The organism is Leptospira sanjuanensis (assembly GCF_022267325.1).
GTDB classification, from domain to species: Bacteria; Spirochaetota; Leptospiria; order Leptospirales; family Leptospiraceae; genus Leptospira; species Leptospira sanjuanensis.
On sequence record NZ_JAIZBG010000002.1, the window covers coordinates 1 to 14,696 of the forward strand.

13 protein-coding genes are annotated in these 14,696 nt (G+C 45.9%); 7 read left to right on the forward strand and 6 right to left on the reverse strand.

Annotation, left to right across the window (positions count from 1 at the left end; translation table 11 throughout):
- Positions 1-238 precede the first annotated feature (238 nt).
- Positions 239-1,456 (forward strand): transposase, encoded by a 1,218-nt coding sequence (locus tag LFX25_RS17970; protein WP_406600550.1) that lies wholly within the window; start codon positions 239-241, stop codon positions 1,454-1,456.
- On the opposite strand, the gene LFX25_RS17975 is transcribed toward LFX25_RS17970, so the two are convergent.
- Together LFX25_RS17975 and LFX25_RS17980 are read right to left on the reverse strand one after the other, a co-directional pair.
- On the reverse strand, positions 1,421-2,119 hold the full coding sequence (locus LFX25_RS17975) for a class I SAM-dependent methyltransferase (protein WP_238732062.1): 699 nt from the start codon (positions 2,117-2,119) through the stop codon (positions 1,421-1,423). The two genes, LFX25_RS17970 and LFX25_RS17975, sit on opposite strands and share 36 nt — an antisense overlap.
- Positions 2,120-2,237: 118 nt before the next feature.
- On the reverse strand, positions 2,238-3,578 hold the full coding sequence (locus LFX25_RS17980; RefSeq protein WP_238731652.1) for a hypothetical protein: 1,341 nt from the start codon (positions 3,576-3,578) through the stop codon (positions 2,238-2,240).
- Positions 3,579-3,687: 109 nt separating this feature from the next.
- Between LFX25_RS17980 and LFX25_RS17985 the strand changes: the two genes are divergently transcribed.
- From LFX25_RS17985 to LFX25_RS17995, 3 genes are all read left to right on the forward strand, one after another.
- Positions 3,688-5,700, forward strand: coding sequence for a protein meaA (locus LFX25_RS17985; RefSeq protein ID WP_238731653.1), 2,013 nt, complete (start codon positions 3,688-3,690; stop codon positions 5,698-5,700).
- 30 nt (positions 5,701-5,730) lie between these two features.
- Complete coding sequence (locus LFX25_RS17990) at positions 5,731-6,690, forward strand: P-loop NTPase family protein (RefSeq protein WP_238731654.1); 960 nt, start codon at positions 5,731-5,733, stop codon at positions 6,688-6,690.
- 279 nt (positions 6,691-6,969) lie between these two features.
- Positions 6,970-8,754 (forward strand): transglutaminase-like domain-containing protein, encoded by a 1,785-nt coding sequence (locus LFX25_RS17995; RefSeq protein WP_238731655.1) that lies wholly within the window; start codon positions 6,970-6,972, stop codon positions 8,752-8,754.
- A 52-nt stretch (positions 8,755-8,806) separates the two neighbouring features.
- Here LFX25_RS17995 and LFX25_RS18000 read toward each other — a convergent pair whose 3' ends face one another.
- Positions 8,807-9,343: a DUF1564 domain-containing protein gene (locus LFX25_RS18000; RefSeq protein WP_238731656.1), complete on the reverse strand. Its 537-nt coding sequence runs from the start codon at positions 9,341-9,343 to the stop codon at positions 8,807-8,809.
- A 122-nt stretch (positions 9,344-9,465) separates the two neighbouring features.
- On the opposite strand from LFX25_RS18000, the gene LFX25_RS18005 reads away from it, so the two are divergent.
- Positions 9,466-10,683 carry an ankyrin repeat domain-containing protein gene (locus LFX25_RS18005; RefSeq protein ID WP_238731657.1) on the forward strand — a complete coding sequence of 406 codons (1,218 nt, stop codon included), beginning with the start codon at positions 9,466-9,468 and terminating at the stop codon, positions 10,681-10,683.
- 23 nt (positions 10,684-10,706) lie between these two features.
- On the opposite strand, the gene LFX25_RS18010 is transcribed toward LFX25_RS18005, so the two are convergent.
- Positions 10,707-11,357 (reverse strand): NADPH-dependent F420 reductase, encoded by a 651-nt coding sequence (locus LFX25_RS18010; RefSeq protein WP_238731658.1) that lies wholly within the window; start codon positions 11,355-11,357, stop codon positions 10,707-10,709.
- Between the two features lie 251 nt (positions 11,358-11,608).
- Between LFX25_RS18010 and LFX25_RS18015 the strand changes: the two genes are divergently transcribed.
- Both LFX25_RS18015 and LFX25_RS18020 read left to right on the forward strand, forming a co-directional pair.
- A complete protein-coding gene (locus LFX25_RS18015; protein WP_238731659.1) occupies positions 11,609-12,118 on the forward strand; it encodes a hypothetical protein in 510 nt (169 codons plus the stop codon).
- 220 nt (positions 12,119-12,338) lie between these two features.
- Positions 12,339-13,154, forward strand: a complete 816-nt coding sequence (locus LFX25_RS18020; protein WP_238731660.1) for an acyl-CoA desaturase — start codon at positions 12,339-12,341, stop codon at positions 13,152-13,154.
- Between the two features lie 56 nt (positions 13,155-13,210).
- On the opposite strand, the gene LFX25_RS18025 is transcribed toward LFX25_RS18020, so the two are convergent.
- On the reverse strand, positions 13,211-13,717 hold the full coding sequence (locus LFX25_RS18025) for a hypothetical protein (RefSeq protein ID WP_238731661.1): 507 nt from the start codon (positions 13,715-13,717) through the stop codon (positions 13,211-13,213).
- Positions 13,714-14,634: an ATP-binding protein gene (locus tag LFX25_RS18030; RefSeq protein ID WP_118956944.1), complete on the reverse strand. Its 921-nt coding sequence runs from the start codon at positions 14,632-14,634 to the stop codon at positions 13,714-13,716. The genes LFX25_RS18025 and LFX25_RS18030 overlap by 4 nt, the downstream gene beginning before the upstream one ends.
- Positions 14,635-14,696 lie beyond the last annotated feature (62 nt).

The following is a 14,696-nucleotide window of genomic DNA, read 5'->3' on the forward strand; positions in this document are numbered from 1 at the left end:
CAAAATCGAAGAACAGATAGATTCCTTTCGGGTCGGAAACGGAGAAATTTTAGCATGCGGAACCTGTTTAGATCTCAGAGAAACAAATGGCGGAGATTCTTGTCGTTATTCCAACTTAGCAGATCTATACGAAATCATCGAATCCAGCGATAAGATACTTAGCTTTTAATTCGAACCGCTTAGTCAAAGCCGCTTTCTCTGCTTACGGGTATATTCGTCCTGAATATCCTCTCGCTCCATTCCTCACCAAGCTCCCTTTCTTCCAGCATCTTCAGTCCTGCAATCTTTCAAGTCAGGGAGTAGACGAACTCTAAAATCTCTTAAGAATTCCCCTTCCCACTACTCCATCGAACCCGATTCAAGTCCATTCAACATCCCTTTCTATACCAACATCACCAAAAAAGTCCTTAACGAATTCTATCCAAAGCACTGCCCTAACTGCAATGACCAATTCTTAACGAAAGAAATCTCTACAAGACCAGATGTGATTCGATGCGAAGTCTGTAGATATCAATGTTCAAGACTCAGCTATACTCCTTTAAATCACTTTAAGTTACCGCTGTGGATGTTTGGATTCGTATTCTATGAATCATTGATACAGTATCCTAAAGTCCTGACATCAACTGAAATCGCGCGAAAACTCAAAATCAGTTACAAAGCAGCATCATTGTTAAAGAGAAGATTCCAATTACTCTGTTCTGATCTATTACCAATCTACAAAGAACTTACCTTCAAGGCTTTAGAAGAACGGTTCAGAGACTTTAGATTAGATCCGAACTCAGATGCTTCTCTTACTCGTAAAATGGCTCAGAAACCCTATGTATGCGCTGATTCAGCGGTTTTGTACAGTGCGAGTCAAAGAGCGAATAAAGGAAGAGCAAGATACAAGAAGACGGGTTTAACTGCCTCGATTTACCTTTCAGAGAAGTTAGGAGGGAAACAAGTTGGAACGCTATTTCATTCCATTGCGATCAAGAGCGGACCTGCATTCTTCACTTCTATCTCAAATACGAAAGCCGATACCATCGGACCTCTACTTGTAGAACAGCTTCCATACTCTACTCCGCTCTTTACCGATGAAGGTTATCCTTGGCTCTTCGGAGTCTTCAAAAATCACAGGTCAGTGAATCACAACGCTAAGTCGAAAGATGCTCGATACAAGTTAGCGAAGAATCGTTGGTGCAGGGATGGAGTTCACAATCAAGTCGCTGAAGGAAATCATCGATTGGTTAAAGCCGCTTTCTCCGCTTACGGATACATTCGACCTGAATTCAGTCAGTTGTATTTTGATGAGTTCAGTTTCTTGAAGAATGCGAACATTCTTGGCCTGGATTCTCTCGGGAGTAGACGATCGGAAGAAATTCTTAAGAATTCCAATTCCTCTACTCCTGTGAGGAATGGTTCGAAGGGATTCCTGAATTCACTCATCCTTAAACAATTCATCCGTAAATCTTGAATCGCTTACCAATCTGCTTTCCAAAAGATTAAAGCTCACTCTTCGAAAATAGGGATCGATCATTTTCAGATATTGTTTTTTCGTTCTCACGTAGGCGTAAGGATCCTCAAAGTAGATATCCTTCTTCATGCGGATATAATCGTCTTTCGTTGGAACGGAAAAATATAAGTATTTTACGATTTTATGAAGTTTTTCGAAAACGGGTCGCAGATCCCCTTGAATGTATTGAACGACCGAATTACAAATTCCTAAATCAAAAGGAAGATGTACGAAGTATGAAAGATCCAATTCCTGAACGGTCGTGTTCAGTACGGACATATTCCAAGCGCGAATCCATTTTTGAGCGAGCAGTTCGTCGAGCATTTGTTCGGAAGGATCGATGGCTAAGACGCGTCCTGGTTTGAAAATCCTGACCATCTCCTTTAAAAGGATTCCCTTGCCGAAACCGAAATCGGCGATCGAATTCACGTTGATTTCCATCAGATTCAAAATCGATTTCGCATAACGTGCGTGCTCTTTCGCGTTAAAGGTTGCGTCCACGTCCGTTCCGGAACCGTAGATATCCCTCCAATACGCTTTTTCAAAAGGAAGACCGTTTGCGCCTAACGTCAATTCCTCGTCCTCGGAAGAAGTTTCGTTCTTACTCGAACGGGATAAATTCAACTTATCCTTGTAAAAAGCGAAGGAAGAAACGCCCCCCTTCGTTTTGGAATCGGCGTTTTTGTTTTTCAGGTTCGATTTTTTTTTCCAGATCGGTTTCAAAGGTTTCGACTCGCAGAGTTCAAGGAATCAATTCCGGACTCAATGCGGAAGAAGAAAAAATCCCCGTAAGAAAACGATTCATCCCCTTCTCTCCCGTTTTGGAAGGAAGCTGCGCTTTGGCTTTCTCGACCTGAACCTTAATCTGAGTGTTCTCTTTTTCGGCCAAAATTACCTTCGTTAAAAATCCGGTGATGAGAATCTGTTCTCCCGATAAAAATACGAACTGAGGATTTTTGAACTTATACCGTTTGAGCATTTCCCGTTTGTCCGCAAGCCAGACTTCTTCCAAAAAAAGATAATCGCGATTCTTCCATTCTTTCGGTTTGATCGGCTGTAGTCTTTGTTTGGAATGAAAATACACGTAAGACGAAACCGCCGGGCTCGCGTAAATCTTCTCGTCCGTTTGGATGACTTCCCTGTTCTTTAAGTTTACGAGATCTTTGGTAAACGCTCCGAGTTTGGCCGCGTTGATTCCCGATGTCGGTTTAACGGAAAAATAAGCGGACACAAGAAGAATCACGAACAAGACCGCGCTCGCCGCAACGGTGCCAAGTTCCTTTTCCGATCGCAGTAAAAAACTTCCGATATACAAAATCACGAACAACGGTCCGAAGTTCGCCAAGTAGTTCCAGAGAAGTTTGTAAAACGTTTCGAAAGAATTCTCCCCGTAAAAATTCGTCGTGATCAATACGACGAGAAGAGTGATAAAGACGGCCATATAAACGAGAAGCACGAGCTGAGGAATGTTTCTTCGTTTGAAAAACACGGATTGATTTTTCTTTCTTTCGCGAATTCCCACCGTTCCCGCCTTGATCACGAAAATCGTAAGCCCGACAAGAAACACGGTAAAATGAGAAAAGAAACTTCCGAGAATACAAATCACGAGCAGGAATATGTCGCCCAGGGTTTCCATGCGGAACGCGAGAAACAAAATCAAAAGAAAAAACAAGCTGAACAATTCGGGATAAAAAAACAAAGGCATCGAATACGTCAGCGGCGTAATCGCGGAAAGATAACAGAGAAGATAGTGATTCGGTTTCCACTTCTCCCTTTGCAGAGTATATCCGATCAGATGAATTCCGAGCGAAAATATAAAAGCGGAAAGAGAAAACAAAGCCGTGGTATAATTGAGTCCGGTAAGAGATTTCCAAAGATTCAGGATCAAAAAAGGAAGCGGGGGTTGATCGGAGAAGAATTTTCCTTCTTCCGTTAAGGAACGGAGATTGGCGAGCATTTCGATCGCTTCGGGATTCAAAGGTTCTCCGAACCAGTTGTACAATACCGAAAGGACGACCGCGAGACCGATCGCGGATAGGAAAAGGAAGATTGGGTTGGCTTTATTGCTTCTTTCTAAGTCCATGGGAGCCCGTAGGGTTTTTGCGGAAATCAGAGCAAGGATAAAAATTTGGGTGAAATTCTACCAACACATTTTGAAGTAACAATGAGAACCTCGAATCGGGATAGAATTCATGGAAAACAAAGATCACATCCTTTACGACAAAGCGGGAAAACCGTCCAAAGAACCGGCCTGGATCTTCAGAACCTACGCGGGACACACAAACGCGAGAGAATCCAACGAACTTTTTAGAAAAAACCTCTCCAAAGGCCAAACCGGTCTTTCCATCGCCTTCGACCTCGCGACCCAGTGCGGTTACAGCTCCGATCACGCGATCGCAAGACCCGAAATCGGGAAAGTGGGAGTTCCGATCAACACCTTGGAGGATTTTAGAATTCTCTTTAACCAGATTCCCATCGAGGAAATGAACACTTCGATGACGATCAACGGGACTTCGATGTATCTTTTGTCCCTTTACGTCGCCCTCGCCCAGGAACGAGGCGTGGACATCGGACTTCTCCAGGGAACCACACAAAACGACATCATCAAAGAATATCTCGCCCGAGGAACGTACATCTTTCCTCCGGCTCAGTCAATCCGAGTCATCGTGGACATGTACGAATACTGTCTGAAGAATATTCCGAAATGGAACCCGTCTAACATCTGTTCGTATCACTTGCAGGAAGCGGGAGCGACCCCGGTTCAGGAACTCGCGTTCGCGCTCGCAACTGCAATGGCGATCCTCGACGCGATCAAGGAAAGAAACTGTTTTACGCCGGACGAGTTCGAGCAGTGTGTGGGGAGAATTTCGTTCTTCGTAAACGCGGGAATCCGTTTTGTGGAAGAGATGTGCAAGATGCGCGCCTTCACCGATATGTGGGACGAGATCACGAGAGATCGTTACGGAGTGAAACAGGAAAAATACCGCCGTTTCCGTTACGGGGTTCAGGTGAACTCGCTCGGTCTTACCGAAGAACAGCCCGAAAACAACGCGTGGAGAATTCTCATCGAAGCGTTAGGCGTCACCATGAGCCGCGACGCTCGTTGCAGAGCGCTTCAGCTTCCCGCTTGGAACGAAGCCCTTTCCCTTCCAAGACCTTGGGATCAACAGTGGTCTTTGCGATTGCAGCAGGTTCTTGCGTATGAAACGGATCTTCTCGAGTATCCGGATCTATTCGAAGGTTCTAAAGTAGTCGAAAGCAAAGTAAAAGAACTCAAGGAAGAAGCTTACAAAGAGATTCAGAAGATTCTCGATATGGGCGGAGCGATCAAAGCGATCGAGAACGGTTATATGAAATCCCAGCTTGTCAAGTCGCAAGCGGAACGTCTCGCAAAGATCAACAATAACGAACTCATCATCGTCGGTAAGAACAAATGGACCGAGGGAACCCCTTCTCCATTGATGACCGATCAGGACGGAGGCGTTTTCAAAGTGGATCCTAAGTCCGCGGAAGAAACTCTCGAAGTTCTCGCAAAAGTAAAAGGCGCAAGAGACGCGAATAAGGTTAAGGCCGCGCTGGAAACTCTCGAAGCCGACGCAAAAGCGGGTAAGAATCTGATGTACGCATCCATCGAGTGTGCGAAAGCCGGAATCTCCACGGGAGAATGGGCGGACGTTCTTCGATCCGTCTTCGGAGAATACAGACCTGCGACCGGAGTCGAAGGACAAAAACTCAATCTGGAAACCGAAAAAGTCGTTCGCGTTCGCGGGAAGGTAGAAGCCTTCCTAAAAGCGAGCGGCTCCAGACCGAAGATCGTGGTCGGCAAACCCGGGTTAGACGGACATTCCAACGGAGCGGAGATGATCGCCGTGTCCGCGAAACACGCGGGATTCGACGTGATCTATTCGGGAATTCGCTTAACACCGGAAGAAATCGTTCAAACCGCGGTGGAAGAAAACGCGGACGTGATCGGAGTTTCCATTCTTTCCGGTTCGCATTTGGAACTCGCGGAACAGATCTTCTCGGAATTGAAACACTACAAAGCCGATATCCCTGTCGTATTCGGTGGAATCATTCCTCCTTCGGACTTTGACGCTTTGACGAAACTCGGAGTGAAGGCGATCTTCACGCCGAAGGATTACGATCTGATGGACGTGATTGAAAGAATCATCGACATCATTTCCAAAATCGTAAAAGCCGCCTAACGCGGATTAGTTTTCGTTTCGGACAAGGTTGTGAAACATCACAAAGAAGATCTCGCCGAACTCATCGAAGGTGCGCGGGAGGGGGAAAAATTTCCTCTTGCGAAACTGATCTCCGGTGTGGAAAGACCGGATTCGTTCGAGTTTCGGAAAGGGTTGTTTGCAGCCCTCGCGCAGCGAGGGCTGAACGGACAGAATTCGTTGACGGTGGGATTTACCGGTACTCCGGGCGCGGGAAAATCCTCGTTACTCGGAGAACTCGCGACTCAATTTCTCAAAGCCGACGACGGTGAAACGATGGCCATCGTAGCGATCGATCCTTCCAGTCATATTTCCGGCGGTTCGCTGCTCGGCGATCGAACCCGTCTTTCCCTTCCCGCACGGGAAAAGAGAATCTACTTTCGTTCCCAACCGAGTCAACTCGAACTCGGAGGAGTGAATCCGTATACGTATCACGTCATCCGGTTGCTTCGTTGTTTTTTTCGCTACGTTTTCATTGAAACCGTCGGGATCGGTCAAAACGAGATCGAAGTCTCCAAGTTGACAGACCTTTCCTTTCTCGTATTGCAACCGTTAGGCGGAGATCAGGTTCAATTTATGAAAAGCGGAATCATGGAAGTTCCGGATTCGTTCATTCTAAACAAATGCGACGAAGAAGTCCTCGCGAATTCCAGTTATCACATGCTGATTACGACTTTGGAATTCTTGAAGGACATTATGCCCGGCAAGGAACTTCCTCCCGTTTTCAAAACCTCCACCAAAACCAAATACGGAATCGCGGAACTTCTGGATTATATCCGAAAGGCAAAACCCGTTGCCGACCGTTCCAAGGAAACCGATCTGCAACTTAGGAAATGGATCAAAAACGAATTCGGGAACTTCGGTTTAAAAGTCATCGAGAACCTCCCCTATTCACCCGGCTTGGGTTTCGAAACTCTGGAAGGTTTGGCTCTTGAGGAGATCCGCAGAAAGTTGAAATCCGAATCGTTTTAAAGAAAAAACCGTTAAACCGACATTCTCTAAAGCAAAAATATTAGAATCTCCTTATCTTTCCTGCAAGAAAACTCCTTCGCACTTTCACGTTCGCTCAACGGCCTTTCTTTTTTCGAAAAGTGATCGTTTTTAGACCTTCCGGTAGAAGGATTCTTCCCTTTGCGCGCGTCAAATTTTCGCATGTTTTTCACCGATTCATTTTCGTTTGTATCGAACCTTTGTTTCGCATTAAAAATTCGATCTCTATCGGTTGCATTTTGTGTCGGAACCGCCGTCGGATTGACCGCCTCTATAGGCGGTTCTATTTTTGCGGATTCCGCCTATTCTAAGTTAGATTGGGAAGTCATCGAACAAGACGACTACCCGCAGATCGCACCCCCTTCTTCGGATGAAAAAGTGAGGAGCTTTCAAGGCGCCTTGATTGCGGGGAATTGGCTTTTGTGGCCCGCGATTCTTCCTGGAGCGAACGACAAGGAAAGCCATGGAATTCTTTTTCGAAACTTAAAAAACGGTGAAGCGAAACGAATCGATTTAGGCGAACCGGTCCGCGGTTTGGCTTGGGATCGGGAGAATGATCGGATCTACGCCCGTCTTAAGAAAGAGATCGCGGTGCTTACGAGCGGTAACCTCGAAGTAAAACGGAAAATCCCGTTCGTTCCCACGAACTCGGGTTGGACCTCGATCGGAATCTTTCAGGGAAAACTATTTGCGATTCAAGGAAATACATTCACTTTTTATGATATAGAAACGGGCAATGAAATCGAAAACAAGGAACTTCCGATTTCCAAGGTTTCACAGGCTTATGTTTGTTCCGATCAGGAGATTTTTCTTTGGTACAGCGAAGGAGAATACAATCTTCATTCTTACGATCCTCTTTTGAACACCGTCAAAGATCGTTATTCAGCGCGGATCGACTCCAAGTCCGCGCCGAAACTCGCCTGCCGCGGAGATCGGCAAGGTCGTTCGAACTCGATCGGATTTGCTTTGATGGACCCGGAAAAAAACGTGTATAAGAATTTGGTCAAGGTCGGAGATCAGTTGTATCCGACCTCAAAAGGGAATCAACTTCTCAAAGGAAATCTGAGTTATCGATTTTCCCCTCAGAAAGATAAAATTTCTTTCAACGTTACGGTCACCGCAAAGGAAAAGGATTCTCCCGAAACCGAACTTGCCGTAGTAATCCCGCCTCGAGAAACGGCGTATCAAATTCTCAGCGGAGAGACGGTTTCTAAAAATGGAATATTCAAAGACGATGATCAAGGGAATAGAACTTTGATCGTTAAAGTCCCGGCTTTGTCGGCGGGCCAGTCTTGGTCGGAGACAGTCTATTCGGCCAAATTGACCCGATTTCATATCGATTCGGGCCTTTCCAATTTTAATACTTCCTGGGAAGATTGGAAAGTCGACCGCGACTGGAAACAATTCCTGGAAGATAAGTCGGTTTATAAGATCTATGATCCAGGTATCGTTTCTGTCCGGGATCAACTCAAATCGGAGACGAGCAGCGTCGAAAGTTATATCCAAGCGGTTTATAAACATATTACTAAGAATTTAGTCTACAAGCAGGACGGCCGATTCGATCCCGCACCGGTCGTTTTGCAAAACGGCCACGGTTCCTGCACGGAACACAGTTATGCGCAGATCGCTTTGCTGAGAAGCGCGGGAATTCCTGCACGCCTCGCTTGGAATTGGCTACCCGGCGCGACCAAAGTCGATTTCAATCATAAGATCGCAGAAGTTTGGCATCCTTCCTTCGGGTGGATTCCGATGGAACCGCTCGCGTATCCGAGAGTAAGGGCCGGGCTAACGCATGCAAAACATATTATATTCGCGGTACTGAATTCGCCCTCCCATTCGATCGTGAAAGGTGGAGACGTTCTATTGAATTTCACGAAACCTTCCGGCGGCGCTTCAAGAAGCATGAACATCGAGTTGATGCCGGACGAATCGGTCTCGTTTCGAAGTGCGTCCTTGGAGGAATCCGTTTCCAAGGATTTCTTTCCAAAGGTCAAACCGATCCAAAATCGGATTCTGGATAAGGGTGAGGAAAGAAACGTGGAATAGTCCTTTATAGCTTACGCGCAATTTATGGTGATTGTTGTTGAATAACGCGATTTCATGTGGGTCGGGTTCGTAAGTAATAAGGATATTCGGTGGTCATTGGGTTTGGTTCGAATTCTAATTCTCGTGAGATGAGATTTTCTCGTAGATTTAAGGTCCAGATCATTCTGTAAGTCCCGTGTAAACTAGGAACTCCTCTGTTTAAAGTTTCCACAATAGAATCTCCGACTCCATTGTCTTCCAGCCAAAGCATATAATTAAACAAATAACACCGCGACACACCATGAGCCGCGGCCAACGCTCCTAAAACGGCCCAAGCCCCGGTGTTCACTCGAATCGTCATTTTCTTCATTCTCCCGACACCCCGATTGTATCGAATCTTACCCGCTTTCCAATGAAGCCGCTTTTTAGTCGCAAGATATTTACCGTATCTTCTCAATAGAAACGTAAGCCGATGCGGAAGAATTTTCTTTTCTTGAGGATCCAATCGATCCCAATACGAATAAGGCACCAACAAAGAATCTATACCCAACTGACCTTCGATCAAAATCGATTCGATCTTTTCACCGGACGAAAACCACAACATTTCCATACAAAGAAACGGTTCTCGGAAACGAAATTCCCGTTCAAAATCGAAGATTTTTTTAAACGTTCTCCATAGATCGTCGCTCTTGTCCTTGACATCGGAAATTTATTTCTTACTCTATTTCCCCTATGAATCCGAACAAGACCTTGCTACTTTTCTTAATACTATCCCTTCCCCTATTCGCCGAAACCGAAAAACATCCAAATCATGCGATCGGAGAGTCCTTACTGAAAATTTCCAAACGCGCCAATCTTCCCGAGGCCAGCGTAAGCGGTTCCGGCTATAAAGCGGTAGTTCTTGTGGGAGACGTGGACGGGGACAACGGGCCGGGAACATTAGGATACATTAAGAACATGCAAGGAGTCGCAAAGGTTCTTAGGGAACGCGGCGTCCAAGTAACGGAATACTACAGTCCGAAAAATTCATGGGATCAAATCAAAGGCTCTATCCAAGGAGCGAACTTGGTTTTATATGCGGGTCACGGTGTGGGAAGCAACTTAACCGATTCTCCGTATCATCAAAAGTATGTGGGCGGTTTTGCTTTAAAGGGAAAATTCGTTTCGAACGAAGATGTGGAAAATACTCTCAAGCCCGCGCCGGGTGCGGTCGTACTTTTCTTAGGCGCTTGTTTTACGGCGGGCAATATGGCTTATGATATGGGGGTAATCGATGCGGAAGAAACGAAACACAGGGTTTCGATGTATTCCGCGCCTTTCTTAAAGGCGGGTTTTCAAGGTTATTATGCGACATGGGCTCCTTGGACCGCTCAAAGTTTGATCGCAGAGCTTTTTACGGGAAAGAATTTCGGAACCGTTTATGACTCTCAAACCAATCTTGCCGAAGTGACAAAGATCGAACATCCGGCCTATTCCAACGGAAAGTTATTCTTTCATAAAGGAAAACAAGAATCCAGAGTCGTATTCGATTATGCCTTCGCAGGGAATCCGAATGCGCGCATCTCCGATCGGGCAAAAGAAGAACCGAAACCTTCCGACAACGCGGCGACAACGACCTCGCTGACGCCGGAAGAACAAACCGCTAAAAACAACGCGCTCGTCAAAGCCGCTTATAAGAAGGATCTGAAAACTGCAGTCAAATTGTTAAACGAAGGAGCCGATCCGAATACGGAAACGAAAGGCTGGAGAATCCTTCATCTATCCGTTTATTTCGATCTACCCGAACTCGTAAAGGCGCTCTTGGACAAAAAGGCGGACCCGAATTATCAGGTGGACGGTTATACGGCTCTTTCCCTCGCAACGGCTTACGAACGTTCGGCGATCATTCCTCTTCTGGAGGCTGCCGGAGGAACTAAATCCCGATCTACTTCCACGAAACCGAAACCGTAAGGGATCGATTCTTCGTCAAAAAATCATTTCAATACTTTGAATGCGTGCGTCCAGGATTGTGATAAAAATCCGGGGATACACCAAAGAATACAAAGCGGCTCGATCGCGCGGGCCGCTTCGACTTTTCCCATATCTTCCGTTTCCCATCCGAATTCGTCCAAGATTTCTCGAACTTGTTTTTTCGCGGCCTCGTCGTTCCCGCAGATAAACATACTCGGAGTTCCTCCCTTCAAGCTCGGATTGACCATCAATCCGCTTCCAACCGAGCTGAAACACTTTACGAAGTTCGCCTTCGGAACCTGTTTCTGAAATTGCTCCATTAGAGATTCATTGTATGTTGTAAAGAATTTCAATACTCCGTTTACGGGAGGTTCTTCCGAAATCGGGTTGGTCGTATCGATCACCGTTTTTCCGGTAAGCGAATCCACTCCTGCCAATTTCAATACTTCGGATGCGATGTTTCCCTTCGAACAAAGAACCAAGATGTCGCCGAAACTCGCCGTTTCCGCAAACGTTCCGATCGAAGCGCCGCTTCCCGCTTTAGACAACCATTCTTTGAGTTTTCCGGGATCTCTCGTTCCGATCTTTACTTCGGCTCCGTGTTTTAAGAATCCGTTTGCGAGCGTCTGCCCTACTATTCCCGAACCTAAGACCCCGATTTTCTTTCCTTTCATAAAGTCCTCCGATTCAGGTTACTCTTCGTAGTATTTCAAAAGGATCAAACAAGATTTAAGATCGGCTTTTATTTTTATATAAGACTACACGTCCGAAACAGACACCGCATTCAACGATCGCATTAAATATATGAAAATATTTGTTTCCTAAATCGGGACGGACTTTAGCTTGATTCCTTAAATCGATCGGCGACGATCCGATTAAAATCAATACAATCTATTTAGAGTGAATCTTTGACAAGGAGTCAAAAATGAAAAATCCTTTCCGTTCCGCATGCGCGACCATCGCACTTGTGCTTTCTATCTCGCTTCTTCCTTCGATTCTTTTTGCGGAAGAAGACGCACATTACATTCAACCCGATGATTTTTTTATCACGAAAGAAGAATTCAAAAACCAGCCTTGGATTTACGTTCATCTCGCCAAACAACTCACCGCACCTTCCTCAAAAACGAAAAACGAAGCGGAGTTTCTTCAAGTGCATGACGGCAATAAGGTTTGGACGAAATTCTTTTATGCGACCGAGATTGCGAAACAAAACGATCTGAAAATCGGCAGCATCGTAATCATGGCGGACCTCGGAACCGAAGACGGATATCGCGCTCCGGAAAGCAAAGACGAAGCGCGCACCTGCGGCTGGTTCATCGCCAAAGTAACGGACGTTTCCGATCTTTACAAAGGAATCGTTACCGTTTCCGGCGGTTACAAAATCAAAGTGGATGCGATCCGAGTTCCCGTAAAACCGGTTCACAAAGGAAAATAATCCTTCCGCATTTCTTTTCTAAATCAAAGGGTCGAAGTTCCGGCCCTTTGCGTGGCAAAAGACATCCATTCGGCGAAAATTCCCCGCCTCACGAAATAATTCGCCGCAAAGCGGAATCCGTTCATCGAAATTTTTCCCTTTTCTTTTTTTCGAAACGCCGTAATTTTTCTGCAACCTCCCCCCGGCAACCCGCTCCTATTTATCAACAGGAGTTTACTAGATGGCGATCATTCTATCGTTCTTTATCGGGCATTGGTTCTTATCGGCTTTCGCTCAATCGTTCTTTCTTCACAGATACGCGGCGCACGCGATGTTCAAAATGAACAAGTTCTGGGAAAAGTTTTTTTATCTTTTTACCTGCGTGGCTCAGGGTTCTTCCTTCTTGAATCCCCGCGCTTACGCGATCATGCATAGACAACACCACGCTTACAGCGATACGGGGAAAGATCCGCATTCTCCCGTTGCTTCCAAAGGATTTTTGGATATGATGTGGAAGACCGCGCTGAATTACGAATCGATCCTGGATCGTAAAGCGAACGTTGAAAAAGAATTCAAAGGAAATTATCCGGAGTGGCCGGCGATCGACATGTTGAGCGATTCTTGGACGTTCCGGCTTTTCTGCGGAACCCTTTACACGTTATTCTATCTTTACTTTGTTCCTGCGGGTCAATACGGCTGGTATCTTTTACTTCCGATTCATTGGTTGATGGGACCGATTCACGGCGCGATCGTAAACTGGTGCGGTCACATGTACGGTTACAGAAACCACAAAGAAAATCCGGACAATTCCAAAAACACCCTATTCGTAGACTTTTTGATCGCAGGAGAATTGTATCAGAACAATCACCACGCGCATCCGAATTCTCCGAACTTTGCGTTTCGTTGGTTCGAGTTGGATCTCACCTATCAAGTGATGAAAATCCTTCACATGCTGAGAATCATCAAAATTCAAAGAACCGTCTGGACCGAAAAAGGCAAGAAAGTCCTTCGCGGTTCGGACGTGATCGTCGATCCGACATCCACAATCGCCGCTTAAGTTTTACACCTGATAACCGGCCCGCCTTCGGCGGGCCGCATCACGGCCAAACCCGCTTATTCTATATTTTCCAGATCCTTCAGAACTTCTTCCTCGTAATTCTTTTTTAAACGATCCAAAAATCCCTCCTGCAAAGGAATCCGATCGTTCAGAATCAGGGAAAACAATTCGTTTAACAATTCCCGTTCGTCGAACCCGGTGAACAACCATTCCAACAGTTCAAGCGCGAGATCCATTCTTCCTTCGGTCGCGATCATCGTTTTGAATTCCTGTTTGATCTCGTTTCCTTTTTTGGATTTGAGAAACCCGCGGATTTTTTCGGGATAAAGGTTGAGAAGGGTTTGTTTTTTTGCGTTGGGTGTGAATACGAAATTCTTTTTATCGGAAGGCAAATGCGAAAGAACGGCGGCTTCCGCATCCACGACGTTTACTCCGTCTTCCTGCAAGGTTTTGAATAGAACTTCTCCGAGTAAAAAATCACGGAACGGATGAAACGGAAATCCTCCGCTTGAACCGGCACCGCTTGTTCCGCCGGTTCCGGCTTCGCCTCCACCGGCGTTCATTCCTTTTCGATCTCCACTTGTTTGCGGACTTTCTCGAAAAGATTTTCCAACTCCGAAGGAGTGAACTCTTTCGTCGGTTCGAACGAACAGAACACGGCTCTATAATATTTGTCCTTGTGGACCAGATAAAAACCGGCTTCTTCCATCAGCGTTCTCAGTTTTGTTTCTCGGGAAGAAGTGACAACGATGGTGACGGAGGAAAGTTTGCTTTTTCTGTGATCGATATGAAAGTAACAGAGGGCTTCTTCCGGATCGAGTCGATCAATCTCTTCCTTGATCTCGTCGAAACTCGTCACGTCTCTCGGCCCTTTCGGATCGCGGTAATTGATCAGCACGCGTTTGAAGTAGTGAACCTTGTTCCCTTCGGGGGTGATCTCGACCCCGTTCAATACTCTTCTCTCGTCGGCGAGTTCCTTCATGAGGAATTCTCCCCTGCCCCGCGAACTTTCTATGTCGAACAGCTCGGAGGAGAAGTCTCCTTTCTTAACGTTCTCGTTGATCTGCGAAAGGGTGTATTTCATCCCCGGCTGCATCTCGTGTTTGAAGGACATCTTAAAAAAGGGATTCACAACTTCATTATGTAATTCTAATTCGATTTCCGCGTATTTTCCCTGACCGTGTTCCACGATGTTTTGCGTGGCCTCGGTCGCGATGATGCGGATCGTGTCCGGATCGAGTCCGGCTAACGAGGAATAACGATGAACGAAATTTTTGATCTCGTAGAGGGTTCCCAGACTTTCGTCGATTCTTCCCCGAATCTCGTTTTCCACGATCTCTTCGCGGAAGATTCTGGCGTAATAACGAACGCTCGCCATTCCCTTTTTCAGATAGGGAGAATGCGCCGTGTTCTCTATTTGCCGTTTGAGTCGTTTATTTTCATCTTCTAATTCTTGAATTCGTTTCTCTTCTGGGGACATAAAGCTCTTTATTTCTGTAACGAGATTTTCACATTCCCGATCGCCAAACCGGTGGATTTCTA

Excerpts from the sequence above, each read along its gene's own strand:
- LFX25_RS17980 (WP_238731652.1), bottom strand. The coding sequence starts at position 3,578 with ATGGACTTAGAAAGAAGCAATAAAGCCAACCCAATCTTCCTTTTCCTA.
- LFX25_RS17985 (WP_238731653.1), top strand. The coding sequence starts at position 3,688 with ATGGAAAACAAAGATCACATCCTTTACGACAAAGCGGGAAAACCGTCC.
- LFX25_RS18000 (WP_238731656.1), bottom strand. The coding sequence starts at position 9,343 with ATGGAAATGTTGTGGTTTTCGTCCGGTGAAAAGATCGAATCGATTTTG.
- LFX25_RS18005 (WP_238731657.1), top strand. The coding sequence starts at position 9,466 with ATGAATCCGAACAAGACCTTGCTACTTTTCTTAATACTATCCCTTCCC.
- LFX25_RS18010 (WP_238731658.1), bottom strand. The coding sequence starts at position 11,357 with ATGAAAGGAAAGAAAATCGGGGTCTTAGGTTCGGGAATAGTAGGGCAG.
- LFX25_RS18015 (WP_238731659.1), top strand. The coding sequence starts at position 11,609 with ATGAAAAATCCTTTCCGTTCCGCATGCGCGACCATCGCACTTGTGCTT.
- LFX25_RS18020 (WP_238731660.1), top strand. The coding sequence starts at position 12,339 with ATGGCGATCATTCTATCGTTCTTTATCGGGCATTGGTTCTTATCGGCT.
- LFX25_RS18025 (WP_238731661.1), bottom strand. The coding sequence starts at position 13,717 with ATGAACGCCGGTGGAGGCGAAGCCGGAACCGGCGGAACAAGCGGTGCC.
- LFX25_RS18030 (WP_118956944.1), bottom strand. The coding sequence starts at position 14,634 with ATGTCCCCAGAAGAGAAACGAATTCAAGAATTAGAAGATGAAAATAAA.